Source organism: Methylocystis sp. Sn-Cys, assembly GCF_016745395.1.
In the GTDB taxonomy this organism is placed as follows: domain Bacteria; phylum Pseudomonadota; class Alphaproteobacteria; order Rhizobiales; family Beijerinckiaceae; genus Methylocystis; species Methylocystis iwaonis.
In genome coordinates this window covers 854315-880122 of record NZ_JAERVJ010000001.1, presented here as the reverse complement: position 1 = coordinate 880122, position 25808 = coordinate 854315, and the positions used below count along the sequence as shown (strand labels likewise).

Below are 25808 nucleotides of genomic sequence, written 5' to 3'. Positions count from 1 at the left end.
GCCTTTGGAGGCGGCCCACACGCTTTCGCTTGCCGGCGTTTCACACGGCAAGGCTTCGCTGCGAGCGATGCGCTGGTCGTAGGAACAGCGGCTTTAAAAACGACCCGGATGAAAAATTTTGGAAGCAGATGGAAATGAGACGATGATGCTATTTCTGTTTGAACAGCTCGCATCGGGAGATGTCATACGAAATCCGCTCGATTGGTTCGGCGCCATTTCCGACACTTGCGCCGTTTGGACACACAGGAAATCACCGCCGTCATTGCGAGCGAAGCGAAGCAATGACGGGCTCTGAGTAAGACTAGCGCTTTTGTTCCCGATCGCTCGCTGCGCGAGCGTCGGGATGGCGCCGGTCCAAGCGGATCTCATATGAAAGGGAGATGAGGGACGTCCTTTATTTCCCGCCGGCGGTGGCCTCGTGATAGTTTTCGATGTTCGTTTGGAAATCGGCGATGCATTTGGGCGGAATTTTATCGGCGATGGCCGGCCGTTTATCGAAGCAGCGCCCGAGCATTTCCGGCCCGGGCTCGAATCCCTTGCAGAGTCCGGCATAGATCGCATTGCAGTCGCGCGACCGCTTGTCCTCGGCCGCAGCGCCCGCGCCAAGCGCGCCGTCGATAAGCCCGCGCGCTTCCTCATTTGTCGCCGCGGAGCCAATGAAGGCAGGCTCCCCGCGCAGATCGAACACGAAGAGCGCCGACGCGGAGGCGCCGGCCTTATCCGCACGCTGATAGGAGACGCGCACGATCAGCCCCGCCGCCTTGCCGTCGGCGTCGATCCGCCACTCCGCTTTCTTGGCGCCCGAGACATTGGGAAACTCCCCGAGCTTGAAATTCGAGACCAGCGTCTTTTCCAAGGAGAAAAGCTTTCCGTCCCGGCCCAAAACCAGAAAGCTGCGCGGATCGTCCTCGATCACATAGACGGAATAATTGTCGATCCCCTTGCAACGGAAAATGCCCGTCCCGGCCCCTTTCTCGAGCGCGCGCCCGGGCAGCTTCAGGCGTTCGAGCGTCTCGCAATCCTGGAGAGAGGTGTATTGCGATTTGAGTTCCTCGGCGGAGACGGCGCCAGAGATGAGAAGGCCGGCAAAAAACACAAGCCCGCGCAAGATATTCCTATCGGGTGTCACGATCGCTCTCCCCTTGAATAAAAGCTCGAGCTTACGTTACGGGAAATACGGAGCAGCTTGAAGCGCATCCGCCGCCTCTCAGCGGTCCGCCTCTTTAAAAAAAGCCGAGAACCGACTTTCAGAGTTCTCGCCGCTGGCCCGCCGCGGCGGGGGGATTCTCATGCGCCAGCGCGTCGCGCATTTCGACGATGGGCGCGGGGTCGACAGTGACCCCGCCCCGGAACGGATTATCCAGCGCGGCAATCAGAAAGACGACCGCGCCGAGAAAGAGCGCGGTGGTCGCCCCCAGCAAAACATGCACATGCGCCTCCATATCGAAGAGGCACATGAGCAGAATGAAGAGAAAGGCGCCGATATAAACGACGGCCCACATCGCGCCCGGAATGCCATTGCCTTCGCTCGACAGCAGGAGGCGGCGCTGCTCGATGAGCAGATTGACCTGGCGGAAAACCTCGCCGTAAACGAGCTCCTCGCTCTTGGTCGCGGGCTGGAATGCGAGGAGTCTGCCGAGCATGCGGCGCAAGATCGGCGACGCGCCGGTCGGCGGCGGCGTCGTCACATCCTTGGGCCAGTGGGTCTCGAGCGCCTCCACGGCGTAATCGCGCAAATCCTCCTGCAGCGCCCCGCTCACAGGCGCCGGCAAGCCATCGAGATTGTGGCGCAGCGTCGCGAAAGTGAGCGCCTTCTTCGAGACGGCGTCCTTGACGCTCGAGAAGTCTTGATAGGCCTCGACGGCGAGCAGGCCGAGCAGAATGCCATAGAGCGCCGCGAAGCTCTGCAGCGAAAAGCCGATCATGTCATTGGCGTTGCGTCGGCCGTGAATCCATCGCCGCGAATATGGCCGACACAGGAAGATACAGGCCACGGTGAGCGCCGCGAAGCCGACGCAGTAAATGAGGGCCAGCTCCATCGTCGAAAAACCTTTTAACAAATCATGCATCGCCTACTCCCCGCGCCATCATTTTGGCGATGGAAGCAAGGCTTTGTCAAAACCCGCTCTATCGGTTGAGGAGCCAAAAGATCAGACTCAATATGACGCTCAGCAGCAGCGACGTGGCGAGCGGAATATAGACGCGCAGATTGCCGCGCTCGAAGACGATGTCGCCGGGCAGGCGCCCGAAGCCCAGGCGTTCCGCCGCGAGCCAGAACAGGCCGAGCGCAATAAGCACGATCCCCACCAAAATCAATAATCTAGGCATTGATCGCCTCTCCGCCGCGCATCCCCCGCACGAGGCGACATATTGTCGCGAAAGGCCAAATCGCGAGCCCCCTCGCTTGCAAAAAAGCGGGCGCGCCGATACCTCGCTGTCGGGTTTCGAGCAGCGACGGATCGCGCCAGAGTGCGACGAAATCGCTCAGCCGAATGAAGGCGCCATGGCGCGTCTTTCGCAAGGGCCTGTCGAGACGCAGACGCCCTGAACCCGAATAACAAAACGTCTCTTCTTCACTCTCAGCGAAGGCGCGGGCGCCGTACGCGCTCGATCGAAAAGGTAAAAGTAACATGATGAGGCCGGACCATCTCTTTATCGCTATGACAATGGTGAAGCACGGCACGCTCGCCGGCGCGTGCATCTTCGCGTTCAAGATTCTGCGCTTCGCTTTGGCCCACTGACGCTCGCGCTCCCGCGTCGGCGCCGATTTCTTGGGCGTCGCCGCCTCTTGACCTCGGCGCGCGAACCCGTGACAGCTAATCTGTCAAAAAGGGGGAGCGCGACATATGGCAGCAGCGATCGACGGTCCGAGAGTTGGGGCGAAGTCGGGCAAGGCCCGCCAGCTTGTCGTCTTCCTGCATGGCTTTGGAGCGGATGGCGCCGATCTCATCGAGATCGGGCGCCAATGGCGCTCCTTCCTGCCCGACGCGGATTTCATCGCCCCCCATGCGCCCGAGCGCTGCGCCATGTCGCCCATGGGGCGGCAATGGTTTCCGCTCACCATGCGCGACCCCGACGAGCGCTGGCGCGGCGTGATCTCCGCCCGTCCGACGCTCGACGCCTTTCTCGACTCGGAGCTCGAAAAGCGCGGCTTCGACGAGCGCTCGCTGGCGCTGGTCGGGTTCAGCCAGGGCACGATGATGGCCCTGCATACCGGCCTGCGCCGCCCCAAGGCGCCGCGCGCCATTCTCGGCTATTCCGGCATTCTGGTGCTCGGCCCCAACCAGCCGGGGGCCGAACGGCCGCCGCAGAACCCGCCGCCTTCCGTGCTGCTCGTGCATGGCGAAGAGGATGACCTCATCCCCGTGGACGCCATGATGCTATCGGCCAATTCGCTCGCCGACATGAGCGTGCCGGCGCAATGGCATATGTCCGCCGGCCTGGGCCACGGCATCGACAACGCCGGGCTGATCCATGGGGCGCTGTTTCTGGCGCAGGCTTTTGGGGTGAAGGTGGAATACGGGCGGCGGTAGGCGGGGCGCGCCCTCATCCGACCCCGCTTCGCGGGGCCACCTTCTCCCGTAAACGGGAGAAGGAATCGCGTCCCAATATTTGTGATCCAAAACCGAGAGGTTCTTCCCCTTCTCCCGCACGCGGGAGAAGGTGGCCCCTGCGTTAGCAGGGGTCGGATGAGGGCCTACGCGTCACGCCGGCTCTGCCCCATCCGGCTCCAGCGCCGGTTCCAGCACCGGCTCCGCGAATCGCGGAATCCGCCGCACCGCGCGGCGGACGATCGGGCGGTAGAGCTGCTTCGTCGCCTCCACCACATGCACGCCGCCGCCGGGCAGCGAAAAACGCCCGGCGATGCGCTCGAAGGCGGGGGCCGAGCGCAGCAGCGTCACGCGCTGGAAGGGTGGCACGTAGAGCGCCTCGCCCCAGAAAACCGGCAGGAATTGCGCCTCTTGCAGCAAAGTCTGCAACTGGCCGCGCGAATAGGGATGGCCATGGCCGAAGGGCGTGGTGTCGAGCCGCGCCCAGAGGCCGGTGCGGCTCGGCGCGACGATCACCACCCGCCCGCCGGGCGCCAGAATGCGCCAGACCTCGTCGAGCAAATCCTGCGGATGCTCCTCGACCTCCAGCGCATGCACCAGCAGGATACGATCCATGCTGGCGTCGGGCAGCGGCGTCATGGAAGCCTCGACCAGCGCCGTCGCCGAGCGGCCGTCGAGCGGCCAATGCATCACGCCCTGGGTCGCCGGCATGAAGGCCAGCACGCGCTGGGCTTTCTCGCGGAAATTGTCGAGATAGGGCGGCGCATAGCCCATGCCGAGCACGCGCAGGCCGACATGGTCGTCCCAGCGCGCGCGCAGCAGACGCCCGACGACGCGGCGGGCGACCTCGCCCAAAGCGGTTTCGTAAAAGGCCCGCAGCTCGACCACGTCCAGCGCCATGGCCGGATCATCCCCTTATTCGCGCGAAGGCGCAAGGGAGCCGCCGGTCGCATTTTTGCTTGCAAGCGGTATGATGGCCGCGACCAGCGCTATCCAACATAGCGGAGCGACTTCCTGCCGGCTGTTTCGGCAAGGTTCGCTCGCGGGGGAAAACGATGTCTATAGAGGTCGACCAATTCATTTGCCTCACCGACAATTTCGGCCTGCTGGTCCATGATCGCGAGACCGGCGCGACCGCCAGCATCGACGCGCCCGAAGGCGAGGCCATTGCTGCTGAGGCCGAGCGGCGCGGCTGGCCGCTCACCCATCTTCTCATCACCCATCACCATCTCGACCATATCGAGGGCTGGGACGTGCTGAAAAAGCGTTTTCCCGGCATGAAGATCGTCGGCTCCGCCAAGGACGCGCATCGCCTGCCGCCGCTCGACCAGGCTGTCTCGGACGGCGACAGCGTGCAACTCGGCGCCTCCCGCGCGCAGATCATCGCCACGCCCGGCCATACATCGGGGCATGTCTGCTATTATTTCCCCGACGATGCGGCGGTTTTCGTCGGCGACACGCTGTTTTCATTGGGCTGCGGGCGCGTTTTCGACGGCACGATGGCGCAAATGCGCCACTCCCTCGAAAGGATCGCCAATCTGCCAAGCGAGACCCGCGTTTATTGTGGCCACGAATACACCCAGGCGAATGGCCGCTTTGCCGTCACGGTCGATCCTGAAAACCCCGCCTTGCGGGACCGGATCGAGGAAGTCGCGCAATTGCGCGCGGCCGGCAAGTTCACCCTGCCCTCGACGGTGGCTCTCGAAAACGCGACCAATCCCTTCCTGCGCGCCGAAGACCCGAAGGTGAAGGCGGCGATGGGCATGGCCGGCGCCGATCCCTTTGCCGTTTTCGCCACGATGCGCGAACGCAAAAACAGTTTCGCCGGATGAGCGGGCACGATCGCCTCTCGGCGGAAGAGGTCGCGCGGCTGCTCGATCTCGCCCCGCATCCGGAAGGCGGCTTCTACCGCGAGACCTTCCGCGATCCACGCATCATCGACGGCCGGTCGGCCTCGACCGCAATTTACTATCTGCTGCCGGCCGGGCAAATCTCGGCCTGGCACCGGGTCGACGCCGCCGAAATCTGGCATTGGCACGCCGGCGCGCCCTTGGCGCTCTCGCTGTTCGAAAACGGCGCCCGCACCGCCATACGGCTCGGCGCTGATCTCCTGGGCGGCGAGCGCCCGCAGGGTATTGTGCCGGCGGGGGTCTGGCAATCGGCCGAGAGCCTCGGCGCCTGGACGCTTGTCGGCTGCACGGTCGCGCCGGGCTTCGAATTCGCCCATTTCGAGATCGCCGAGCCGGGCCAGATCCCGCTCGCTTGAGGCGAGTCCGAGAGCGGGGCTTTTTGCAGGCCGCGGGATAGTGTATCGGGGCGCATAACAACATTTCACGAGGAAACCGCGCCCATGTGCTGGAGTGGGGAAGCTTCTACTGTCTTGGCGGCGACTGGCATCGCCGGCGCGGCCTATTCCGCGCTCAAAAAGAACCCCGAGCCGCTCGCGCTATGGGTATGCCTTCTCTACTTCGCGAGCATGGAGTCGCTGCAGGCGGTCGCCTATTCGGTGCTCAACCAATGCGACTCGCCACTAAATCAGGTGATGACCCTGTTCGGTTATCTGCACATCACCTTCCAGCCCTTCTTCATCAACGCCGTGGCGCTGTATTTCATGCCGAAGGACAGCGCCCGGATCATCGCGCCCTGGGCCTATTTCGGCTGTTTCGTCGCGGCGATCCTCATGCTGATCCAGCTTTATCCCTTCGCCTGGGCCGGCCATTGCGCCGTCGGCCGTCCGCTTTGCGGCGATGTGCTCTGCACGGTGAAGGGCGAATGGCACATCGCCTGGCTGCTGCCGACGAACGGCATCGGCAATTCCATGGCCGGCGACGCGTGGCTTGGTCGCGGCTTTATCGGCTATCCGATGATGGCCTTCTTCATTCCCTCGCTCTACGGAAGCTGGCGCTTCATCCTGTTCTCCTGGGTGGCGGGCCCGTTCCTGGCCGGGCTCACGACGAGCAACATCAATGAATGGCCGGCGGTCTGGTGCCTGTTCTCGATCGGCCTGGTGCTCGCCATCATCAAGACGCCGCTGCGCTACCATCTGCATGTCGGCGATCCCTGGTGGATGATGCTGTGGAAATGGCGGAAGGCGCGCAAGGCCGCGCAGACGCCCGTCGTGGCGGCGGAGGAGAATGCCACGCTGGTCAAGGAGCCGGCGGAGTAACAGCCCGATGAAGCCCACCGTCATTGCGAGGAGCGAAGCGACGAAGCAATCCAGAGCCACATCACGGCCCTGGATTGCTTCGCTTCGCTCGCAATGACGGCGCTGGGCGGCCCCCGTTTCACTCCCGCCCGCTCACGACCCCGCCAATCAAATTCACGGCAAGCAGCTTCTCCGTCGAGACCTCGGCGGCGAGGGGCGTCAAAACCGCTCCCGCCGCCAATTTATTTTTAAGCGCCGCCCGCGCAGCGACGGCTTCCGCCCACCCCACCTTCGTGAACCGCAGGGTCTCCCCGGGGCGCAATTGCGCCAGCCGCCCGAGGTCGGCGCCGATGACCGTCGCGATCTTGGGGTAGCCGCCGGTCGGTTGGCGGTCGGCCATCAAGACAAATGGCGCGCCGGAGCCGGGAATTTGAATGGCGCCAATGGCCGCGCCGTCGGATACGATGTCGTGGCCGCGCGAATGGGAAAGTTTCGGCCCCTCCAGCGCATAGGCCATGCGGTCGCTGCGCGCGCCGACCCGCCACTCACACGAAAGAAGAGCCTCGATCGCCTCGGGCGTGAAATAATCATCCTGCGGGCCGAACATCACGCGGATCGGCGCGTCGTCGCGCGCGAGCCAGGGCGCGTCGATCGCTTGCGCGCCCTGCGGCGCAGGCGCAACGTCGAGAAGCCTTAGGGCGTCCCCGGCTGCGAGCGGCTTGGGGCCGATGCCCGAGCGGGCGTGGGTCGACAGCGACCCAAGCGCCAAGGGCAGATCGAAGCGCGCGCCGACGGCCACATAGCACCAGGCGCCAGAGCCGCCCGCGCGTATCGCCAGTCGCGCGCCGGGCGCCAGCGCAATGAGGCAGGCGGGCGGGAGCTTGTCCGCATCGAGTCGGATGTCGAAGGCGCCGCCAGCAATGGCGACCGCCAGCGACGCGCCTTCACTCTCCAGGGTGACGCCGCCGAGCGAGACTTCGATTGCCGCAGCGGCGCCGACGGCGCGGGTTGCCATGAGGAAAGCGGCTTCGTCCATCGGGCCTGCGGGCGTGACGCCAAAGCGCGAATAGCCGAAACGACCCGCGTCCTGCACGGTGACGCCCGGCCCGGCGGCGCGTATCCGCAGCCGCGCGCTCACGCCCTCCCCTCGCGCCGCGCGAGGATTTCACCCTGCGCCGCGCGGGCGTCGAGCACCGCGAAAGTCGCGGCGTCGATGGGTTCGAAACGCAGCGTTTCCCCCGGCGCGATGAGGAAAGGCGGGTCGCGGGTGAGCGAAAACAGCCGTTCCGGCGTGCGGCCGATGACATACCAGCCGGTCGGCATCGGGTTGGTCGCGATGAGGGACAATCCGCCCCCGATCAGCACGGCGCCCTCGGGCGTGGAGCCACGCGGCGCTAAGCGGCGCGGGATGGCGAGCGCCTCTGGCAGGCCACCGAGATAGCACCAGCCCGGCGCGAAGCCATACATAAAGGCGCGGTAGTCCGCCGCCGCGTGTTTTTCGGCGAGCGACGACGGGGAGAGACCGAGAATCGACCCCGCATCTTCAATGTCCTCGGCAATGGCAGGATCGTAGCAACACGGGATGACCCATGCCCCCCCGTCATTGCGAGGAGCGCCTGCGACGAAGCAATCCAGCGCTGTCGAGGCGGTTCTGGATTGCTTCGCTTCGCTCGCAATGACGGGAAGGCGCTGCTCGATCCAGCCGATGAGCGCCTGCCGTGAAATCTCCAACGGCTCGTAATGCACGAGCAGGGAACGGTAAGTGGGCGTGGTTTCCCGCACGCCCTGCAAACCCTCTTGGAGAAAAGCGCCGTCGAGGGCAAGGACCAGCGCATTGAGCTCGGCGTCGACGGCGTCGCCGAACTCCACTGTCAACGCCGCTTCGCCCTGGTCGAGAAAGCGCGGAGGGTCGTAGCGCATCTCAGCCCTCGACGAAGGGCCGCAGCCGGAACCCGTCTTGCGCCAGCGCCGCGCGCAGGCGTCGCGCCATCTCCACCGCATGGGGCGTATCGCCATGCACGCAGACGGAGTCGATCTGCGTGAGCAGGCGTTTGCCGCTGACCGTGACGAGGGCGCCCTCTTTCAGCATCTCGCGCAGGCGCGCAATCGCCGCGTCGCAATCTGAGATCACCGCGCCGGGCTCGGCGCGCGGTTGCAGCCTTGCGTCGTCGAGATAGGCGCGGTCGGCGAATATCTCATGGGCGATCTGCAAGCCCGCCCGCTCGCCCGCCCGCGTCTGTTCGGAAAGCGCAATGGCCAGAAGAGTCAGCGAAGGATCGACCGCGCGCGTCGCCCGCGCCAGAGCGTCGGCGACATCAGCATCCTTCTCCGCAATATTCGCCAGCGCGCCATGCGCCTTCACATAAGCGATGCGATGGCCCGCATAGGCGGCGAGCGCCTGCGCGGCGCCGATCTGATAGGCGACCGCATGCTCGATCTCCTTAGGCGTCATCGCCATCGGGCGGCGCCCGAAGCCGGCGAGATCAGGAAAACCCACATGGGCGCCGATCGCGACGCCCTTCTCCCGGGCGAGCGCAAAGGTTCTGGCCATGATGTCGGGGTCGCCCGCGTGAAAGCCGCAGGCGACATTGGCGCTGGTCACGACATCGAGCATGGCGGCGTCGTCGCCCATGCGCCAAGGGCCGAAACCTTCGCCGAGATCGGCATTGAGATCGATTTGCTGGGGCGTCGTCGGCATCGCGACGATCTTAGCGCGCTGGCCCGCAACAGGACAGCGCCGCGCATGGGTGGAGTCGCCGCTTCGCCGAGGAGCGCTAGTTTGACCTCCATGCGCGCGCCAGGGAGGCGATCATGCTGGGCGTCGGGCTCGTTCTGCTTTATTTCGCGCTGGCCCTACTGGCCGCCGCGATCATCCTGCAATCCGACCGCTATATGGTGCGGCGCTCGATCGCGATCGACGCGGGGACGCACAAGCTGTTCAACCTCGCGAGCGATCCCGCGCGCTGGTCTGCGCTCGGCGCCGCCGCGGTGATCGAAAGCCGCCCCGACGCGCTTGTCGTCCTGCGGCTCGACTTAGGGAGGACGGAAAGCGTCGCGACGGTAGGACTGCATCCAGAGGGCGGGCAAACCTTTGTCGATTGCATGATCGCCGGCCGGAACACATTCGCCGATAAAATTCGAAACCTATTGGGCAGCCGCGAGAAAACCCTCGGCCCGAAAATCGAACAGGCGCTCGCCGATCTCGCGGCGAGCGCCTGATTATCGACACGAGGCTCTTACGCCAGGATCGTCTTCAGCTCGGCCACGATGGCGTCGCCCATCTGGGCGGTCGAGATGGAGGTCGGCGCCTCGCCCTTGATGTCGATGGTGCGCAGGCCCTTGGCGAGCACGCCGGCGATGGCGTTGTCGATGGCGTCGGCCGCCTTGGCGTTGTCGAAGGAATAACGCAGCGCCATGCCGAGCGAGCCGATCATGGCGATCGGATTGGCGATGCCCTTGCCCGCGATGTCCGGCGCCGAGCCGTGGCAGGGCTCATACATGGCGTGGCGCTTGCCGTTGGCGTCGGCGGCGCCGAGCGAGGCCGAGGGCAGCATGCCGAGCGAGCCGGTGAGCATGGAGGCGACGTCCGACAGCATGTCGCCGAAGAGATTGTCGGTGCAGATGACGTCGAACTGCTTGGGCCAGCGCACGAGCTGCATGCCGAGCGCGTCGGCGAGCATGTGCTCGAGCTTCACGTCCGGATATTCGCGCTTGTGCAGCGCGGTGATGACTTCGCGCCACAAATGGCCCGACTTCATCACATTCGCCTTTTCGGACGAGGTGACCTTGTTGTTGCGCTTGCGCGCGAGCTCGAAGGCGACGCGGCCAATGCGCTCGATCTCGTGAGTCGTGTAGACCTGCGTGTCGACGGCGCGCTTCTCGCCGTTCTCGAGGGTGACGACCTCCTTCGGTTCGCCGAAATAGACGCCGCCGGTGAGCTCGCGCACGATCATGATGTCGAGGCCGTCGACCAGCTCGCGCTTTAGCGACGAGGCGTCGGCGAGCGCCGGATAGCAGATGGCGGGACGCAGATTGGCGAAGAGGGCGAGATCCTTGCGCAGGCGCAGGAGGCCCGCCTCCGGGCGCACGTCATAAGGCACGCCATCCCATTTCGGCCCGCCGACGGCGGCCAGCAGCACGGCGTCGGCGGCCTGGGCCAGCGCCATGTCGCCCTCGCTGATCGCGACGCCATGCGCGTCATAGGCGGAGCCGCCGACGAGGCCGCGCTCCACCTCGAATTTCGCCACGCCCGCCTGCCCCAGGAAGTCGATCACCTTCTCGGCCTCGGCGGAGATTTCGGGGCCGATCCCGTCGCCGGGCAGGAGCAGGAGCTTATAGGCGGACATGAAACCCTCTTCTTTGCGTTCGAGAAGCCTGCGCCGCTCAATAGAGCGGCGGGGCGAGCGGCGCAACATGGCGACGCGCCGGGCATTCCATGCGACAATTCGCGCGGCCGCGCCGCTCTTGCCGGAAAGGGCGAAGCCGTGCAGCTTGAAAAATGTCAAAAGCGTTGCAGTTCGAAGTCGACGCCATTTCCAATGCGCGATTTTTGCTGGGCAATTCCGCCCGAGCCGAAAGCGCGCTAAACGAGCGTCGATCGTTCGCAACGCCGAGGGCGGAACGAGGGAGACGCTACTCATGAAGCTTATGAAGATTGTCGCGCTGGCGGCGTTCGCCGCCTTTGCCGGGGCGCTGCCCGCCAAGGCTTTCTGCCTGTTCAACTGCGAGCCCAAGCCCGAGGACGCGCGCAAGGTTTTCGAAAATCTGATCAAGAAGAGGTTCGACCCGGACGCGACCATCGAGAAGTTCGACGTCACCCGTTATTGGCCGCTCGACGTCGAGGGCGCGGGTCACAAGGGCTATGAATTCTACTTTACCGCAAGTGTGCGCTTCCCCAAGGGCGCCAATCTGGAATGCAAGCCCGACAGCCCCGGCCAGGTGAAGCAAGGCTGCTCGGCGAGCACCTATTATTCGACCACCGTCCAGAACCAGATGATCAAGGAAAAGCAGTATATCGAGCCCGGCAAGGTCGTCGAGTTCAAGGACGAGACGCGTTTCGACCAGAGCGGCGGCCAGTGGAAAGGCCAGGACGGCAATCTCTACTGAGCTGGAACGCCGGAGAAATCGAGAAGCGGGCCCGAGCGGCCCGCTTTTTTGTTGGGCCGTAAGCCCTCATCCGACCCCGCTTCGCGGGGCCACCTTCTCCCGCGCGCGGGAGAAGGAGACTGGCTCCCGCATTTGTGATCCAAAATCAGCGGGCTCTCCCTTCTCCCGCCAGCGGGAGAAGGTGGCCCTCGCGTCAGCGAGGGTCGGATGAGGGCAAGCCAACCGTCACATAAACGTCGCCCCTTCCTTGCGCCTTCCGCATAGTGTAGAAGCCGCCTAGGGATTAGGCGTCGAGCCCGGCCAGGCCGCGGCTCCGCTCGGGAAGAAGGTCGAAAATGCAGCAGGTCATTATCGCGATCCACCTGATGGTGGTGACGGCGCTCGTTATCCTCGTTCTTTATCAAAAGTCCGAGGGCGGCGCGCTCGGCATGGGCGGCAGCGGCGTCTTCACGGGACGCGGCCAGGCCAATGCGCTCACCCGCGCGACCGGTATTCTCGCGACGATCTTCTTCCTCACCAGCATCGCGCTCACCGTGTTGCCGGCCTGGGAGCGCCGCGCCGCGGGCGGCGACGACTGGACCAAGGCGATCGACCAGGGCGACATCCAGCTCAAGGAAGTGAAGCCCGGCGAGAAGGCGCCGGAGGCCGGGAAAGACTCGGTCTTCGAGCAGCTCCAGCGCGCCCAGCAGAAGCGCCAGCAGAGCACGCCGGTCGCTCCGGCCGAGGAAAAGCCGGCCCTCCGCCCGTCGCAGGAGCCGCCGAAGGCCGAGGCTCCGAAGTCCGAGCCGGTGACGGAAGCCCCCAAGGCCGAGGCGCCGAAGAGCGAAGCGCCGGCCGCGGAGGCCCCCAAGGCCCCGGAGGCGACCAAATCGGAAGCGCCGGCGGCCCCCGCCGAGGCCCCGAAAGCTGAGGCTCCCAAGCCCGAGACGGAAGCGCCGAAGGCCGAAACGCCCGCCGACAAGCCGGCGGCTCCGACGCAGTGGAAATCGCCCACCCAATAAGCGCGCGGCTGCTTCACACAGACGACACGAAACTCCGCTGGGGAAGACTGCTTCCCCGGCGCAATCAGCGCTATCAAAATCCACCGAAAGGCGTTAGGCGTTAGGCCCCATGGCGCGCTACATCTTCATCACCGGCGGCGTGGTTTCCTCCCTCGGCAAGGGTCTCGCGTCGGCGGTTCTCGGCGCGCTCTTGCAGGCGCGCGGCTACACCGTCCGGCTCCGCAAGCTCGACCCCTATCTCAACATTGATCCGGGGACCATGTCCCCCTATCAGCACGGCGAAGTCTTTGTCACCGACGACGGCGCCGAGACGGATCTCGACCTTGGGCATTACGAACGCTTCACCGGCCGTCCGGCCACGAAGCAGGATAATGTCACGACCGGCCGCATCTATCAGGACATCATCAACAAGGAGCGGCGCGGCGACTATCTCGGCGCGACGATCCAGGTCATTCCGCATGTCACCAACGCCATCAAGGAGTTCGTCCTCGACGGCAATGACAATGTCGATTTCGCGCTGATCGAGATCGGCGGCACGGTGGGCGACATCGAGGGACTGCCCTTCTTCGAGGCGATCCGCCAGCTCAAGAACGACCTGCCGCCGCATCACTGCATCTACGTGCATCTGACGCTGCTGCCCTTCATTCCGAGCGCCGGGGAGCTGAAGACCAAGCCGACGCAGCATTCGGTGAAGGAGCTTCGCTCGATCGGCATTCAGCCGGACATTCTGCTCTGCCGCACCGATCGCGAGATTCCGCGCGAGGAGCGCCGCAAGCTCGGCCTGTTCTGCAATGTGCGCGAGCAGGCGGTGATCGAGGCGCGCGACGCGGCCAATATCTATGACGTCCCCCGCGCCTATCATGCGGCGGGACTCGACGCGCAGGTGCTGGCGGCCTTCGGCATCGAGCCGGCGCCCAAGCCGGACATGAGCCGCTGGAGCGCGGTGACGCAGCGGATCATGAATCCCGAGGGCGAAGTCACCATCGCGGTCGTCGGCAAATATACTGAGATGAAGGACGCTTATAAGAGCCTCATCGAGGCCCTTGCCCATGGCGGCCTGGCGAATCGCGTGAAGGTCAATCTCGACTGGATCGAATCGGAGGTTTTCGAGGAAGGCGATCCGGCCGCCTATCTCGAACATGTGCACGGCATTCTCGTGCCCGGTGGCTTCGGCCAGCGCGGCGCCGAGGGCAAGATTCTCGCGGCGCGCTTCGCACGCGAGCGCAAGGTGCCCTATTTCGGCATCTGCTTCGGCATGCAGATGGCGGTGATCGAGGCGGCGCGGGCGCTTGCAGGCATAGAGAAGGCGAACTCCACCGAATTCGGCCCCTGCGAGGAGCCGGTCGTCGGCCTGATGACCGAATGGCTCAAGGGCAATGAGCTGGAAAAACGCGCGGCGGGCGGCGACCTCGGCGGCACGATGCGGCTCGGCGCCTTTCCGGCGTTGCTCAAGCCCGGCTCGCGCATCGCGGAGATCTACGGCAAGACCCAGATTTCCGAACGCCACCGCCACCGCTATGAGGTGAATTTCGGATATCGCGAGCGGCTGGAGTCCTGCGGGCTCCTGTTCGCCGGCTCTTCGCCGGACGGGCTTCTGCCCGAGACGGTCGAAATCCCCGACCATCCCTGGTTCATCGGCGTGCAATATCACCCCGAGCTGAAGTCGCGGCCGTTCGAACCGCATCCGCTGTTTGCGAGCTTTATCGCGGCGGCGAAGGCGCAGAGCCGGTTGGTGTGACCGAAGGGTTGGGATAGCGGCGATTGAAGGCTATAATTCGTGCCGGAGGCCGCCGATGTCCGACCCATCTAAGCATAATTTTGGACCCGGAAATTCTGGCCGGCAAACCAATTGTCCGCGGCACGCGCCTTTCGGTCGAGTTTGTCATCGGCCTTATGGCGGATGGCTGGAGCGAGGCCGATATCCTGCGCAACTATCCGGCGCTGTCGCACGAGGATATCTCTGCCTGCCTTGCCTATGCGCGAGACGCTCTGAGATCCGAGAAAACCTACCCCAGCGCCGCCTGACATGCGCTTCCTCGCCGATGAAAACTTCCCCGGCGAGGCGGTGAAGGCGCTACGGTCACTCGCGCCGTTTGGATACACAGGAAATCACCGCCGTCATTGCGAGGAGGCGGAGCCGACGAAGCAATCCAGCGCCACATCGCCGCCCTGGATTGCTTCGCTTCGCTCGCAATGACGGGCTCTGGGCAAAACCAGCGCTTTTTGGCTCTGGATTTCCCGGTCGGGCTTTCAGCCCGCCGAGAATGACGCCCGCCCGATGCGAGCTGTTCAACCGGAGATGGTATCAATCGGCGGACGACCGGCTGTCCATCGCCCGCTCCAGCACAAACACACGCAGCGCGGAGGAGAGATTCGCCTCGCCGCGCTCGGCGTCTACGCGTGCAACCAGCCCTGCGAGCGAGACGCCGTCCTTTGCCGCGATGCCTTTCAGCGCGCGCCAGAAGGCGTCTTCCAGCGACACGCTGGTGCGGTGGCCGGCGATGACGATGGAATGTTTGACTACCCGGACGCCCGACTTGCGGCCTTCAGGCTGCGGATCTTCACCGAAGCTATCCGCTTGCGCGCCTGAAGGCGCCCGGTCCGTGCTCATGGGGTTTCTTCGCGCTTATGCGCGTCGAGCTTTGCGGCCTCGAGCCGCTTTTGCGCGTCGGTCAGCTCACGCTCTGCTTTCGTGCGGCCGAAAGCAGAGCGGTTCTCCTGGGCCTGCGCCTCTTTCTCGCGCTTCGCGCGGTCCTTGCGGGCGCGGCGGAGATTGACGACCTCGGCCATCAGGTCTTTTTGCGGAATGCGTCGATGGAGACGACTTTGGCGTCACCTTCGCCTTCCGCGGCTTCGGCGGCCGCAGGCTTGGGACTATCCGCCTTCTCCAGCTTTTGGGGCTCTGGCTTTGCCTCGGCCTTCTCCTCGGCCGGGCGCGCGGCGACGAGACTCGGGCACGCCGGCGGGACCTCTTCCTCCTCTTCCTCCTCCTCCAGATCGGCGGCCTCGAAGCGCAGGCCGAACTCCACCGACGGATCGTAGAAGCCGGTGATCGAGGCGTAGGGAACGTAGAGGCGCTCGGGGATCGAGCGGAAGGACAGGGTGACGCCGAAGCCCTCGTCGTCGACCTCGAGGTTGGTATATTGATGCTGCAGGATGATCGTCAGCTCCTGCGGCCATTGTTCGGCCAGACGACGCGAGATTTTCACGCCGGGCGCGTCTGTTTTGAAGCTTATGGTGAAGTGATGATCGCCGGGGAGATAGCCGCTCGCCGCCACATCTCCCAAAACCTTGCGCACCACGCTGCGCATCGCATCCTGAACGAGTAGATCGTAACGAATAAGATCAGTGGCCATGCGCTCTTCCCCGGCGCATGGTCCCGTCCCAAAAGGGGCGCCACGATCACGCGCCTGCGCCCAGCCTCCCGGCCAGCGCGAATAATGAAGTGGAGGCTTCTGTTGCCAGGCGCCTCCGAGCCCCGCCTAGAAGTGCTAACCCCTAGGGCTTTGATCCCAGTTTGGGCGCCGCATTACGCGGCGACGGCCACCGGAGCATAGTTGTCGTTGGCAACTATAAGGTTTGACCCGATAACGGCGGTATCATGCCGAGCGAAAAAGCACCCTTTACGCCCCCGTCGATCCTATTTCGCCCCCGCCACAGCGCGCCGTGACGCGCTGTGGTGGAGGCGCCGGGTACCGCCCCCGGGTCCGGATGGTTTATTTCGATGTTCGTTTATCGCCATAGCCGGCGCGAACCGGCAGAACGAATATAGGGGTTTGGACGCGTTTGTGAAAGGGGAGCGACGAACTCCGTCGGATTATCCTCTTCTCATGGAAGCCGAGCCGGGGCGAGAGCGCTTGCGGCATGCGCCCGGCCTGTCCCTGCGCCAAAATTAATCCCGACAGCCCGCCAAGTGGGCGCTTTCCGCCTTGTATGCGGGCGATCTTCCCAATAGTTTGGCGACCGCGAAAAATCGCGGCGCGAGAGCCCGGCTCCCCTTGGGGAGGCGGCGGCTCGCGCTTTCCGCGCCGCCCGTTCTCTTTAGGAATCGCTGCATGTCCGTGCTGATCGACAAGAACACCAAAGTCATCACTCAAGGCTTCACCGGGAAGACCGCCACTTTCCATTCGGAACAGGCGATCGCCTATGGAACCAAGATGGTCGGCGGCGTGTCTCCGGGCAAAGGCGGCTCCAGCCATCTGGGCCTCCCCGTTTTCGACACGGTCGTGGAAGCGCGCGAGAAAACCGGCGCCGAGGCCTCGGTCATCTATGTCCCGCCGCCGGGCGCGGCCGACGCCATCTGCGAGGCGATCGACGCGGAAATCCCGCTGATCGTCTGCATCACCGAGGGCGTGCCGGTGCAGGACATGATCCGCGTCAAGCGCTCGCTGTCGGGCTCCAAGTCCCGCCTCATCGGGCCGAACTGCCCGGGCGTCGTCACCGCGGGCGAGAGCAAGATCGGGATCATGCCCGGCAATATCTTCTCGAAAGGCTCGGTCGGCGTCGTGTCGCGCTCCGGCACGCTGACTTATGAAGCCGTCTTCCAGACCAGCCGCGAGGGCCTTGGCCAGACGAGCGCGGTCGGCATCGGCGGCGACCCGGTCAAGGGCTCCGACTTCATCGAGATCCTGGAGCTCTTCCTCGCCGACGAGGCGACGAAGTCGATCATCATGATCGGCGAGATCGGCGGCTCGGCCGAAGAGGAAGCGGCCCAATTCTTGAAGGACGAAGCCAAGCGCGGTCGCAAGAAGCCCATGGTGGGCTTCATAGCCGGCCGCACGGCCCCTCCCGGCCGTCGTATGGGCCATGCCGGCGCGATTATTTCGGGCGGCAAGGGCGACGCCGAGAGCAAGATTGCGGCGATGGAATCGGCCGGCATCCGCGTGTCGCCGTCTCCGGCCCGTCTGGGCAAGACTTTGGTCGAGGTGCTCAAAGGTTAGGCGCAGCCGCGCCTCTTCTATACCGCCTCGAGGAACTTAAATTAGAGGCGACGCCGCAAGTCGGCGGCGCCTCGAAATCAGCCTTCGGCGGCGGGTTGCATGCTCGCAGACGCGCCATCGTCGGCTCCAAGAGAAGCGAGACAATGGCGCGTCTTGAAACTGATGGCGTGGCCGGACCGGCGGCTCCCGGCGGCCCGCGTTCTACGCAAAATAATAATTTCGCCACTACTTCATTCTTACAGGGCGCCAACGCAGCCTATATCGAGGGCCTGCTCGACGCCTATGAGGCCGACCCTTCCTCGGTCAGCCCCGAATGGGCGAAGTTCTTCGCTGAAATGGGCGTAGCGCCGAGCGCCGCCCAGCCCCCTTCTTCCGGCCCCTCCTGGGCGCGCCGCGATTGGCCGCCGACGGCCAATGGCGAATGGGTCAGCGCGCTCACCGGCGAATACCCCGCCCCGGCCCAAAAGCCCGCCGCCAAAGGCGCGCCGGCGCCGGCCCCCGTGGCCGCAACGGCCGACGATATTCAACGCGCCACGCGCGACTCCGTGCGCGCTTTGATGATGATCCGCGCCTATCGCATGCGCGGCCATCTCCACGCCAATCTCGATCCTTTGGGCCTTGAGCAGCGCCCCGACCACGGCGAGCTGCATCCCGAAACCTACGGTTTCAAGGACGAGGACTACGACCGCAAGATCTTCATCGACGGCGTCTTGGGCATGCAATACGCCAGCGTCTTCGAGATGGTGACGATCCTGCGCCGCACCTATTGCGGCTCGATCGGCTTCGAATTCATGCATATTTCGAATCCGGACGAGAAAGCCTGGCTGCAGGCGCGCATCGAGGGCCCCAAGAAGGAGATCGTCTTCACCGACGAAGGCAAGCGCGCCATCTACAACAAGCTCGTCGAGGCCGAGGGTTTCGAGAAGTTCCTCGACGTCAAATATACGGGCACCAAGCGCTTCGGCCTCGACGGCGCGGAGGCGATGGTCCCGGCGCTGGAACAGATCATCAAGCGCGGCGGCGCGCTCGGCGTGCAGGAGATCGTTCTCGGCATGGCCCATCGCGGCCGCCTGAACGTGCTCTGCCAGGTGATGGGCAAGCCGCATCGCGCGCTCTTCCATGAATTCAAGGGCGGCTCTTTCCTGCCCGACGAGGTGGAAGGCTCCGGCGACGTGAAATATCACTTGGGCGCCTCGTCCGATCGCGAGTTCGATAACAACAAGGTCCATCTCTCGCTCACAGCGAACCCCTCGCATCTCGAAATCGTCGATCCGGTCGTGCTCGGGAAAGTCCGCGCCAAGCAGGATCAACATGACGGCGACCGCCGCACAGTGCTGCCGCTGCTCATCCATGGCGACGCGGCTTTCGCGGGCCAGGGCGTCGTGGCGGAATGTTTCGGCCTCTCCGGGCTCAAGGGTCATCGCACCGGCGGCTCGGTGCATTTCATCATCAACAATCAAATCGGCTTCACCACCTATCCGCGCTTCTCGCGCTCTTCGCCCTATCCATCGGATGTCGCGAAAATGGTCGAAGCGCCGATCTTCCACGTCAATGGCGACGATCCGGAGGCGGTCGTCTTCGCTGCGCGCGTCGCGACCGAGTTCCGCCAGCAATTCCAGAAACCCGTCGTCATCGACATGTGGTGCTACCGCCGCTTCGGCCACAATGAAGGCGACGAGCCCGGCTTCACCCAGCCGCTGATGTACAAAAAGATCCGCGCGCATCGCACGACGCTCGACCTCTATGGCGAGAAGCTCGCCAACGAAGGCCAGCTCGCGAAGGCCGACGCAGACCGGATGAAGGAGGAGTGGCGCGCGCGGCTCGAGGTCGAGTTCGAAGCGAGCGGGACCTATAAGCCCAACAAGGCGGATTGGCTCGACGGGCGCTGGGCGGGCTTGAAGCCCGGCTATCAGGCGTCCGAGGACGAGCGGAGGGGTAAAACCGGCGCGCCGCTCGAAACCTTGCGCGACATCGGCGCGAAACTGACGACAGTCCCGGCGGATTTCAAGGCGCATCGCACCATCCAGCGCTTCCTCGACAATCGCCGCAATGCGATCGAGGAAGGGACGTCGATCGACTGGGCGACGGCGGAGGCGCTGGCCTTCGGCGCGCTGCTGATCGAGGGCTGGGACGTGCGCCTCTCCGGCCAGGACAGCGAGCGCGGCACCTTCTCGCAGCGCCACAGCGTGCTGATCGATCAGGAAACGGAAGCGCGCTACATTCCGCTCGATCACATCTCGCCAGAGCAGGGCCGGTTCGAGGTCATCAATTCGATGCTCTCTGAAGAAGCCGTGCTCGGCTTCGAATATGGCTATTCCCTCGCCGAGCCCAATGCGCTCGTGCTGTGGGAAGCGCAATTCGGCGACTTCGCCAATGGCGCGCAGGTGATCTTCGACCAGTTCCTATCGGCGGGCGAGCGCAAATGGCTGCGCATGTCCGGCCTCGTCTGCCTGCTGCCGCATGGCTATGAGGGACAGGGGCCGGAACATTCCTCGGCGCGCCTCGAACGCTATCTGCAGCTTTGCGCCGAAGACAATATGCAGGTGGCGAACTGCTCGACGCCGGCGAACTACTTCCACATTCTGCGCCGCCAGCTCCATCGCAACTTGCGCAAGCCGCTCATTCTCATGGCGCCGAAGTCGTTGCTGCGCCACAAGCGCTGCGTCTCGCGGCTCGGCGAGATGGGCATGGCGTCGAGCTTCCAGCGCATCCTGCTCGACGACGGCGAGACGCATGAGACGGCGCTGCTGAAACCCGACGAGCAGATCCGCCGCGTCGTGCTGTGCAGCGGCAAGGTCTATTACGATTTGCTGGAAGACCGTGAGAAGCGCGGGATCGACGACGTCTATCTGCTGCGCGTCGAGCAGCTTTATCCCTTCCCGCTGAAGAGCCTCGTCACCGCTTTGTCGCGCTTCAAGAACGCCGACATCGCCTGGTGCCAGGAGGAGCCCAAGAACATGGGCGCCTGGTTCTTCGTCGAACCTTATCTGGAATGGGTGCTGGCCCAGGTGGGCGCGACGGCGAAGCGCGCGCGTTATATCGGACGCCCCGCCTCGGCCTCGACCGCCGCCGGCGCCATGTCGAAGCATCTGGCGCAGCTTCGGGCTTTCCTGGATGACGCTTTTGCGGCCTAGCGCCCCCTCCCCAGCCTTCCCCCGCTTTGCGGGAGAGGGAGAACATCGTGGCCTTCATCGACAACGCTGATCACGAGGGTCCCCTCTCCCGCCATAGCCCGTCGAAAGACGGGCGTCCTTCAGACGCCCTATGGCGGGGGAGGGACAGGGAGGGGGCCTCGCGGGCACACTTAGAAAATTTACCAACTCCGCTGAGCCATACGAGGAATGATCGATGACTGAAATTCGTGTCCCGACCCTCGGCGAATCCGTCACGGAGGCGACGATCGGCCGCTGGTTCAAGAAGGCGGGCGACACGGTGCGCGCCGATGAAACGCTTGCCGAGCTCGAGACCGACAAGGTGACCTTGGAGGTCAACGCCCCTGCGGCGGGCGTCCTCGCCGAAGTTCTGGTCAAGGAAGGCGAAACGGTGCAGCCGGGCGCGCTGCTCGGCCAGATCGTCGCCGGGGGCGCTGCTGCTGCGCCGGCGCCGGCCGCAAAACCCGCTCCGGCGCCTGCCGCCGCTGCGCCCGCTCCCGCCGCGCCGAGCCAGCCGGCCACGACCATGCCGCCCTCGCCCGCCGCCGCCAAAATCGCCGCGGAGAAAGGCATCGACGTCTCGCAGGTCGCGGGCTCCGGCAAGCGCGGCCAGGCGCTGAAATCCGACGTGATCGATTTCGCCGCCCGGGCCCCTGCGGCGCCGGCGCCAGTCGTCGAAGCGCCGCCGCCGCCCGCCCCGCGCGCCCCCGCGCCGCAGGAGGACGCCGCGCGCGAGGAGCGCGTGAAGATGTCGCGCCTGCGCCAAACCATCGCCCGGCGCCTGAAAGAAGCGCAGAATGTCGCGGCGATGCTGACGACCTTCAACGAGGTCGACATGTCGGCGCTCATCGCCCAGCGCAACAAATACAAGGACCTTTTCGAGAAGAAGCACGGCGTGAAGCTCGGCTTCATGTCCTATTTCGTGAAAGCCTGCTGTCAGGCGCTGGAGGAAATCCCGGCGGTCAACGCCGAGATCGACGGGACGGACATCATCTACAAGCGCTTCTGCCACATCGGCGTGGCGGTGGGCACGGATAAGGGCCTCGTCGTGCCCGTGGTGCGCGACGCCGATCGCATGTCTCTGGCCGAGATCGAGAAAAGCATCGCCGCGCTGGGCAAGAAGGCGCGCGACGGCGCGCTCGACATCGCCGATCTGCAGGGCGGCACTTTCACCATCTCGAACGGCGGGGTCTATGGCTCGCTGATGTCGACGCCCATATTGAACGCGCCGCAATCCGGCATTCTCGGCATGCACAAGATTCAGGAGCGCCCGATTGCGGTCGACGGCAAGATCGAGATCCGCCCGATGATGTATCTGGCGCTCTCCTACGACCATCGCCTCGTCGACGGGAAGGAGGCGGTGACCTTCCTCGTGCGCGTCAAGGAGACGCTGGAGGACCCGGGCCGTCTGGCGCTGGCGCTGTAAGGGGAGGGGAACGCTCCTCCCCCCAAACTCGCACGATTCCTGCTAGAGAGGGTGAGGCGCTGAGCCAGAAACAGCCGCTTCGCTCCCGCATAAAGGGGTAACCTTGGCCGCAGAATCGGCCGTGGCGCCCTCTTTAAAACGGCTCCAAAGCGCCACACATCTAGCTGCAAGACGCGCTGCGCGGCAGGCGTCGACGGGCGGGTCGTCACGGACGCCGAGGAGGAGCAACATGCAAGAAAAAATCACGATCGAGCGAAGGGAGCCGCTCCTGACGCCGGAACAATTCGCCAATCTGGGCGACGGCATGATCGCTTATGTGCGCGCCATGCGGTCCGAAGACGTCAACCGCCTCTATCCGCAAGCGCCGCAGATCCAACCCGGTCTCACCATTTTCGCGCTGATCGGGGCCGACGGCGCCCCGATCGTTCTCGCCGACTCGGAAGAGGGCGCCATTGGCAACGCCCGGGAAAACGACCTCACCATGGTCAGCCTGCACTGATGTTGGGCAACAGACCCGGCCCGCCGCGGGGCCGGGGCCGCCTTTGCATTTTCATTTGATAATCGCCATTCGCCCTACCGGCGGGACGAAGGCAGGGTTTTTGCTTCCATATCGGAAAGGGGCCGCCTGCCCCGCCATGGAGGCGTTCATGCCGGCAACCGAGTTATTTGCTGTCTGTCACGTTAACGACGTCGCCAAGCGCGGCGCGGTCGGCTTCGTGCTGGCGCGCAGGGAGGGCGACAAGACCGTGCCCTTCCCAATCTTCGTCGTCCGCCAGGGCAGGGTCTACCACGCTTACGCCAACCGCTGCCCGCATCAGGGCGCGCGGATCGACTTCCAGCCCGGCCACTTCCTCGACCAGGGCCACCGCGCCATCGTCTGCGGCAAGCACGGCGCGCTCTTTGATCCGGTGACCGGCAATTGTTACGACGGCCCTTGCGCCGGCGCCGCGCTGGAAAAGATCGAGGTCGTCGTCGACGGCGAGGATGTCTGCATCACCGGGGTGGAGCTTGCCGAGGAAGATGGACTCGATCGTCCGGAAAACGACGAGATGCCGCCAGTCATGGTGACGTCGGACTGAGCGGGCGAGGCTCGCGCGTTCAATTACCCCCGAAGAGCTGTTCGAAAATATTCTTCTCCTGCGGCGCCGGGCTGCGCCCGCGCCGCGGGCTGGGGGGAGGCGCCGCGCCGGCATTGGGGACGTCCGCGGGCGGCAGCAGGTCGTCGATCTCTCTTTGACGCGCCGCGCGAGCGCGTGGGGGCGGCAGTATCGTCGCCGTTTCGTCCGGCGCCGACAAAGTCTCCTCGGCGGCCCGATTTTCCGGCGGAGACGGTGGCGCTTGTCTTTGTGGCCTTGGCGGCGGCGTGGGCGCAGGCTGGTGGTCGGCCCCTGTGAAGATGCCGATCAGCTCGTCGAGCGGCTTGGCGATGACCTCCTCGGCGTCCGAGCGCCAGGAGCCGGTCGGCAGGCTCGCGACCGGCGCGCCGCGCAGGGCGATCCCCATATAGCGGCTCCAGATTCCCACCGGCAGATTGCCGCCCGAGGCCTTTTTCGTCGGCGAGCTGTCGTCATTGCCGAGCCACACGCCGGTGACGAGCCGGCTCGTATAGCCGACAAACCAGGCGTCGCGAAAATCCTGGCTGGTGCCTGTCTTGCCGGCCGCCTGCCATCCGGGCAGCGCCGCCTTGCGCGCCGTGCCGGTCAGCAGCGTCTCCTGCATCATCGTATTCATCATCGCCACATATTGCGGCTCGATCACGCGGCCGAAGACGGAGCCTTTGCGCTGGTAAAGCGTCTTGCCGCTCGCCGTCTTCACCCGTGTGATGATGTGCGGCTGCACGCCGACCCCGCCATTCGCGAAGGGCGCATAGGCGGCGACAAGCTCCAGCGGCGTCACTTCCGACGTGCCGAGGGCGATGGAGGCGTTGGGCTGAAGGTCGGATTGGACGCCGAGCCGGTGCGCCGTCTTCACCACGGCCTTCGGCCCAACTTCCAGACCGACGCGCACCGCGACGGTATTGAGCGAGAGCGCCAGCGCCTTGGTGAGCGTGACGGGGCCGAAATATTCGTGGCTGTAGTTCTCCGGCGTCCAGCCCTTGATGTTGAGCGGACCGTCCTCGCGCACGGAGTCCGGCGTCATGCCATGTTCGAGACCGGCGAGATAGACGAAGGGTTTGAAGGCCGAGCCCGGCTGGCGTTTGGCGGAGACGGCGCGATTGAACTGGCTCTCCGAATAGTCGCGGCCGCCGACCAGCGCGCGGATCGCGCCATTGGGGTCGATCGACACGATGGCGCCTTGCGACACGCCGAATTTTGCGCCCTTGTTGTCGAGCTCCTCCTTCAGCGCGCCTTCCGCCACGGCCTGCAGGCGCGGGTCGATGGTTGTCGTGACGACAATGTCCTGGTCGATGGCGCCGATCGTGTCGTCGAGCATGTCCATGACGTAATCGGCCGCATAATTGGCCGAGCCCGTGCCCAGGCCTTTGGCCGCCTGCGCCGGATGGGCGAGCGCCGCCTTGGCCATCGTCTCGCTGATATGGCCTTCCTGCGCCATTGCCGTGATGACCTGCGCGGCGCGCTCGGTCGCGCCTTCGGGATTGCGGTCAGGGGCGAGCTTGCTCGGGGCCTTCATCAACCCCGCGAGCACGGCGGATTCGGAGAGAGTCGCGGTCCTGGCGCTATGACCGAAATAGCGCTGCGTCGCCGCCTCGACGCCATAGGCGCCGGAGCCAAAATAGACGCGGTTGAGGTAAAGCTCGAGAATCTGGTCCTTCGAATATTTATGCTCGAGCCAAAGCGCCAGGATCGCCTCCTGGATCTTGCGCGAGATCGTCCGCTCCTGCGTCAGGAACAGGTTTTTGGCGAGCTGCTGGGTCAGCGTCGAGCCGCCCTGCATGCCGCCGCGGCCGGTGACATTGCGCAGCAGCGCGCGGCCGATGCCCTGCGGATCGACGCCCCAATGCGAATAGAAACGCCGATCTTCGATGGCGATGAAGGCCTTGGGCAGATAAGGCGGCAGCTCCGAAATGCGGATCGCCGCGCCGCCCGTGTCTCCGCGATTGGCGAGAAGCTCGCCGTCCGAGCCCATGATCGCGATATTGGGCGGGCGCTTGGGCACCGCGAGCTGGTCGATCGGCGGCAATTGCGAGCCGTAATAGACCGCGAGCGCGCCGGCGCCGACCACGCCCCAAATCGAAAGGGTGAAGCCCCAATAAAAGAGCGCGCCGATCATCGATCCGGGCCGCCGTCGCTTCGGTTCGGCAGTTGCTTCAGCGTCGAAATCGTCCGGCTCCTCCGCCTCACGCGCCTGACGGGACCGGGGCGAAGGCCGTCTCTCGGCCCGCAAGTCCCAGTCGTCGTCCTCGCCGTCGTCGAATCTGGGTTCCTGACGTTTGCCGCCGCGCGCCATTTTTTCCGTCCAGAGGCTCTCCGCCTGCCCCTGAATTCAACTTAAGGAAGGCGCTTTAAGGGCTGGTTAAGAAATCGCG

The 25808-nt window shown here is 64.9% G+C and carries 26 protein-coding genes and 1 other RNA gene; 14 read left to right on the top strand and 13 right to left on the bottom strand.

What is annotated here, in order from left to right; all coding sequences use genetic code 11:
• Window positions 1–394: 394 nt before the first annotated feature.
• The 3 genes from JJT62_RS04115 to JJT62_RS04105 all read right to left on the bottom strand — a co-directional run bounded on the left by JJT62_RS04115 (window position 395) and on the right by JJT62_RS04105 (window position 2328).
• Window positions 395–1129 (bottom strand): hypothetical protein, encoded by a 735-nt coding sequence (locus JJT62_RS04115; RefSeq protein WP_202071375.1) that lies wholly within the window; start codon window positions 1127–1129, stop codon window positions 395–397.
• A gap of 118 nt (window positions 1130–1247) precedes the next feature.
• A complete protein-coding gene (locus tag JJT62_RS04110; RefSeq protein WP_246744673.1) occupies window positions 1248–2069 on the bottom strand; it encodes a DUF4239 domain-containing protein in 822 nt (273 codons plus the stop codon).
• 58 nt (window positions 2070–2127) lie between these two features.
• Window positions 2128–2328 (bottom strand): DUF2905 domain-containing protein, encoded by a 201-nt coding sequence (locus JJT62_RS04105; RefSeq protein ID WP_202071374.1) that lies wholly within the window; start codon window positions 2326–2328, stop codon window positions 2128–2130.
• Window positions 2329–2846: 518 nt separating this feature from the next.
• Between JJT62_RS04105 and JJT62_RS04100 the strand changes: the two genes are divergently transcribed.
• A complete protein-coding gene (locus JJT62_RS04100) occupies window positions 2847–3533 on the top strand; it encodes an alpha/beta hydrolase (protein WP_202071373.1) in 687 nt (228 codons plus the stop codon).
• A 171-nt stretch (window positions 3534–3704) separates the two neighbouring features.
• Here JJT62_RS04100 and JJT62_RS04095 read toward each other — a convergent pair whose 3' ends face one another.
• On the bottom strand, window positions 3705–4451 hold the full coding sequence (locus JJT62_RS04095; RefSeq protein WP_202071372.1) for a class I SAM-dependent methyltransferase: 747 nt from the start codon (window positions 4449–4451) through the stop codon (window positions 3705–3707).
• A 155-nt stretch (window positions 4452–4606) separates the two neighbouring features.
• Between JJT62_RS04095 and gloB the strand changes: the two genes are divergently transcribed.
• From gloB to JJT62_RS04080, 3 genes are all read left to right on the top strand, one after another.
• A complete protein-coding gene (gene gloB / locus JJT62_RS04090) occupies window positions 4607–5383 on the top strand; it encodes a hydroxyacylglutathione hydrolase (protein WP_202071371.1) in 777 nt (258 codons plus the stop codon).
• A complete protein-coding gene (locus JJT62_RS04085; RefSeq protein WP_202071370.1) occupies window positions 5380–5817 on the top strand; it encodes a cupin domain-containing protein in 438 nt (145 codons plus the stop codon). The genes gloB and JJT62_RS04085 overlap by 4 nt, the downstream gene beginning before the upstream one ends.
• A gap of 84 nt (window positions 5818–5901) precedes the next feature.
• Window positions 5902–6717, top strand: coding sequence for a DUF5765 domain-containing protein (locus tag JJT62_RS04080; RefSeq protein WP_202071369.1), 816 nt, complete (start codon window positions 5902–5904; stop codon window positions 6715–6717).
• Between the two features lie 118 nt (window positions 6718–6835).
• On the opposite strand, the gene JJT62_RS04075 is transcribed toward JJT62_RS04080, so the two are convergent.
• From JJT62_RS04075 to JJT62_RS04065, 3 genes are read right to left on the bottom strand one after another with little or no spacing between them, the layout of a single operon-like run.
• Window positions 6836–7834, bottom strand: a complete 999-nt coding sequence (locus JJT62_RS04075; protein ID WP_202071368.1) for a biotin-dependent carboxyltransferase family protein — start codon at window positions 7832–7834, stop codon at window positions 6836–6838.
• Window positions 7831–8616: an allophanate hydrolase subunit 1 gene (locus tag JJT62_RS04070; RefSeq protein ID WP_202071367.1), complete on the bottom strand. Its 786-nt coding sequence runs from the start codon at window positions 8614–8616 to the stop codon at window positions 7831–7833. The genes JJT62_RS04075 and JJT62_RS04070 overlap by 4 nt, the downstream gene beginning before the upstream one ends.
• A 1-nt stretch (window position 8617) precedes the next feature.
• Window positions 8618–9394 (bottom strand): LamB/YcsF family protein, encoded by a 777-nt coding sequence (locus JJT62_RS04065; protein ID WP_202071366.1) that lies wholly within the window; start codon window positions 9392–9394, stop codon window positions 8618–8620.
• A 113-nt stretch (window positions 9395–9507) separates the two neighbouring features.
• Here JJT62_RS04065 and JJT62_RS04060 point away from each other — a divergent pair, with 113 nt between their 5' ends.
• The gene (locus JJT62_RS04060; protein WP_202071365.1) at window positions 9508–9915 is read left to right on the top strand and encodes a hypothetical protein; all 408 of its coding nucleotides are present in this window, start codon (window positions 9508–9510) and stop codon (window positions 9913–9915) included.
• A 17-nt stretch (window positions 9916–9932) separates the two neighbouring features.
• On the opposite strand, the gene leuB is transcribed toward JJT62_RS04060, so the two are convergent.
• Window positions 9933–11042, bottom strand: a complete 1110-nt coding sequence (leuB, locus tag JJT62_RS04055) for a 3-isopropylmalate dehydrogenase (protein WP_202071364.1) — start codon at window positions 11040–11042, stop codon at window positions 9933–9935.
• Between the two features lie 292 nt (window positions 11043–11334).
• On the opposite strand from leuB, the gene JJT62_RS04050 reads away from it, so the two are divergent.
• The 4 genes from JJT62_RS04050 to JJT62_RS04035 all read left to right on the top strand — a co-directional run bounded on the left by JJT62_RS04050 (window position 11335) and on the right by JJT62_RS04035 (window position 14828).
• On the top strand, window positions 11335–11802 hold the full coding sequence (locus tag JJT62_RS04050; protein WP_202071363.1) for a hypothetical protein: 468 nt from the start codon (window positions 11335–11337) through the stop codon (window positions 11800–11802).
• A gap of 335 nt (window positions 11803–12137) precedes the next feature.
• A complete protein-coding gene (secG, locus tag JJT62_RS04045) occupies window positions 12138–12803 on the top strand; it encodes a preprotein translocase subunit SecG (RefSeq protein WP_202071362.1) in 666 nt (221 codons plus the stop codon).
• Window positions 12804–12912: 109 nt separating this feature from the next.
• Window positions 12913–14541 carry a CTP synthase gene (locus JJT62_RS04040; protein WP_202071361.1) on the top strand — a complete coding sequence of 543 codons (1629 nt, stop codon included), beginning with the start codon at window positions 12913–12915 and terminating at the stop codon, window positions 14539–14541.
• 80 nt (window positions 14542–14621) lie between these two features.
• Window positions 14622–14828 carry a DUF433 domain-containing protein gene (locus JJT62_RS04035; RefSeq protein ID WP_210340539.1) on the top strand — a complete coding sequence of 69 codons (207 nt, stop codon included), beginning with the start codon at window positions 14622–14624 and terminating at the stop codon, window positions 14826–14828.
• 280 nt (window positions 14829–15108) lie between these two features.
• On the opposite strand, the gene JJT62_RS19355 is transcribed toward JJT62_RS04035, so the two are convergent.
• The 4 genes from JJT62_RS19355 to ssrA form a co-directional block, all read right to left on the bottom strand.
• Window positions 15109–15414 (bottom strand): ribbon-helix-helix domain-containing protein, encoded by a 306-nt coding sequence (locus JJT62_RS19355; protein ID WP_202071360.1) that lies wholly within the window; start codon window positions 15412–15414, stop codon window positions 15109–15111.
• Window positions 15411–15593, bottom strand: a complete 183-nt coding sequence (locus tag JJT62_RS04025) for a DUF4169 family protein (protein ID WP_202071359.1) — start codon at window positions 15591–15593, stop codon at window positions 15411–15413. The genes JJT62_RS19355 and JJT62_RS04025 overlap by 4 nt, the downstream gene beginning before the upstream one ends.
• On the bottom strand, window positions 15593–16159 hold the full coding sequence (locus tag JJT62_RS04020) for an SspB family protein (RefSeq protein ID WP_202071358.1): 567 nt from the start codon (window positions 16157–16159) through the stop codon (window positions 15593–15595). The genes JJT62_RS04025 and JJT62_RS04020 overlap by 1 nt, the downstream gene beginning before the upstream one ends.
• Window positions 16160–16247: 88 nt before the next feature.
• Window positions 16248–16601, bottom strand: a transfer-messenger RNA (tmRNA) gene (gene ssrA / locus JJT62_RS04015).
• Window positions 16602–16858: 257 nt separating this feature from the next.
• On the opposite strand from ssrA, the gene sucD reads away from it, so the two are divergent.
• The 5 genes from sucD to JJT62_RS03990 all read left to right on the top strand — a co-directional run bounded on the left by sucD (window position 16859) and on the right by JJT62_RS03990 (window position 23400).
• On the top strand, window positions 16859–17743 hold the full coding sequence (sucD, locus tag JJT62_RS04010; protein WP_202071357.1) for a succinate--CoA ligase subunit alpha: 885 nt from the start codon (window positions 16859–16861) through the stop codon (window positions 17741–17743).
• A gap of 143 nt (window positions 17744–17886) precedes the next feature.
• Window positions 17887–20877: a 2-oxoglutarate dehydrogenase E1 component gene (locus tag JJT62_RS04005; protein WP_202071356.1), complete on the top strand. Its 2991-nt coding sequence runs from the start codon at window positions 17887–17889 to the stop codon at window positions 20875–20877.
• Window positions 20878–21091: 214 nt separating this feature from the next.
• Complete coding sequence (gene odhB / locus JJT62_RS04000) at window positions 21092–22321, top strand: 2-oxoglutarate dehydrogenase complex dihydrolipoyllysine-residue succinyltransferase (protein WP_202071355.1); 1230 nt, start codon at window positions 21092–21094, stop codon at window positions 22319–22321.
• A gap of 229 nt (window positions 22322–22550) precedes the next feature.
• A complete protein-coding gene (locus JJT62_RS03995) occupies window positions 22551–22820 on the top strand; it encodes a DUF1150 domain-containing protein (protein ID WP_202071354.1) in 270 nt (89 codons plus the stop codon).
• 148 nt (window positions 22821–22968) lie between these two features.
• Window positions 22969–23400 (top strand): Rieske 2Fe-2S domain-containing protein, encoded by a 432-nt coding sequence (locus tag JJT62_RS03990; RefSeq protein WP_202071353.1) that lies wholly within the window; start codon window positions 22969–22971, stop codon window positions 23398–23400.
• Window positions 23401–23419: 19 nt separating this feature from the next.
• On the opposite strand, the gene JJT62_RS03985 is transcribed toward JJT62_RS03990, so the two are convergent.
• A complete protein-coding gene (locus JJT62_RS03985) occupies window positions 23420–25729 on the bottom strand; it encodes a transglycosylase domain-containing protein (protein WP_202071350.1) in 2310 nt (769 codons plus the stop codon).
• Between the last annotated feature and the right edge of the window lie 79 nt (window positions 25730–25808).

Excerpts from the sequence above, each read along its gene's own strand:
- JJT62_RS04110 (WP_246744673.1), bottom strand. The coding sequence starts at position 2,069 with ATGCATGATTTGTTAAAAGGTTTTTCGACGATGGAGCTGGCCCTCATT.
- JJT62_RS04105 (WP_202071374.1), bottom strand. The coding sequence starts at position 2,328 with ATGCCTAGATTATTGATTTTGGTGGGGATCGTGCTTATTGCGCTCGGC.
- JJT62_RS04100 (WP_202071373.1), top strand. The coding sequence starts at position 2,847 with ATGGCAGCAGCGATCGACGGTCCGAGAGTTGGGGCGAAGTCGGGCAAG.
- JJT62_RS04095 (WP_202071372.1), bottom strand. The coding sequence starts at position 4,451 with ATGGCGCTGGACGTGGTCGAGCTGCGGGCCTTTTACGAAACCGCTTTG.
- gloB (WP_202071371.1), top strand. The coding sequence starts at position 4,607 with ATGTCTATAGAGGTCGACCAATTCATTTGCCTCACCGACAATTTCGGC.
- JJT62_RS04085 (WP_202071370.1), top strand. The coding sequence starts at position 5,380 with ATGAGCGGGCACGATCGCCTCTCGGCGGAAGAGGTCGCGCGGCTGCTC.
- JJT62_RS04080 (WP_202071369.1), top strand. The coding sequence starts at position 5,902 with ATGTGCTGGAGTGGGGAAGCTTCTACTGTCTTGGCGGCGACTGGCATC.
- JJT62_RS04070 (WP_202071367.1), bottom strand. The coding sequence starts at position 8,616 with ATGCGCTACGACCCTCCGCGCTTTCTCGACCAGGGCGAAGCGGCGTTG.
- JJT62_RS04065 (WP_202071366.1), bottom strand. The coding sequence starts at position 9,394 with ATGCCGACGACGCCCCAGCAAATCGATCTCAATGCCGATCTCGGCGAA.
- JJT62_RS04060 (WP_202071365.1), top strand. The coding sequence starts at position 9,508 with ATGCTGGGCGTCGGGCTCGTTCTGCTTTATTTCGCGCTGGCCCTACTG.
- leuB (WP_202071364.1), bottom strand. The coding sequence starts at position 11,042 with ATGTCCGCCTATAAGCTCCTGCTCCTGCCCGGCGACGGGATCGGCCCC.
- JJT62_RS04050 (WP_202071363.1), top strand. The coding sequence starts at position 11,335 with ATGAAGCTTATGAAGATTGTCGCGCTGGCGGCGTTCGCCGCCTTTGCC.
- secG (WP_202071362.1), top strand. The coding sequence starts at position 12,138 with ATGCAGCAGGTCATTATCGCGATCCACCTGATGGTGGTGACGGCGCTC.
- JJT62_RS04040 (WP_202071361.1), top strand. The coding sequence starts at position 12,913 with ATGGCGCGCTACATCTTCATCACCGGCGGCGTGGTTTCCTCCCTCGGC.
- JJT62_RS19355 (WP_202071360.1), bottom strand. The coding sequence starts at position 15,414 with ATGAGCACGGACCGGGCGCCTTCAGGCGCGCAAGCGGATAGCTTCGGT.
- JJT62_RS04025 (WP_202071359.1), bottom strand. The coding sequence starts at position 15,593 with ATGGCCGAGGTCGTCAATCTCCGCCGCGCCCGCAAGGACCGCGCGAAG.
- JJT62_RS04020 (WP_202071358.1), bottom strand. The coding sequence starts at position 16,159 with ATGGCCACTGATCTTATTCGTTACGATCTACTCGTTCAGGATGCGATG.
- sucD (WP_202071357.1), top strand. The coding sequence starts at position 16,859 with ATGTCCGTGCTGATCGACAAGAACACCAAAGTCATCACTCAAGGCTTC.
- JJT62_RS04005 (WP_202071356.1), top strand. The coding sequence starts at position 17,887 with ATGGCGCGTCTTGAAACTGATGGCGTGGCCGGACCGGCGGCTCCCGGC.
- odhB (WP_202071355.1), top strand. The coding sequence starts at position 21,092 with ATGACTGAAATTCGTGTCCCGACCCTCGGCGAATCCGTCACGGAGGCG.
- JJT62_RS03995 (WP_202071354.1), top strand. The coding sequence starts at position 22,551 with ATGCAAGAAAAAATCACGATCGAGCGAAGGGAGCCGCTCCTGACGCCG.
- JJT62_RS03990 (WP_202071353.1), top strand. The coding sequence starts at position 22,969 with ATGCCGGCAACCGAGTTATTTGCTGTCTGTCACGTTAACGACGTCGCC.
- JJT62_RS03985 (WP_202071350.1), bottom strand. The coding sequence starts at position 25,729 with ATGGCGCGCGGCGGCAAACGTCAGGAACCCAGATTCGACGACGGCGAG.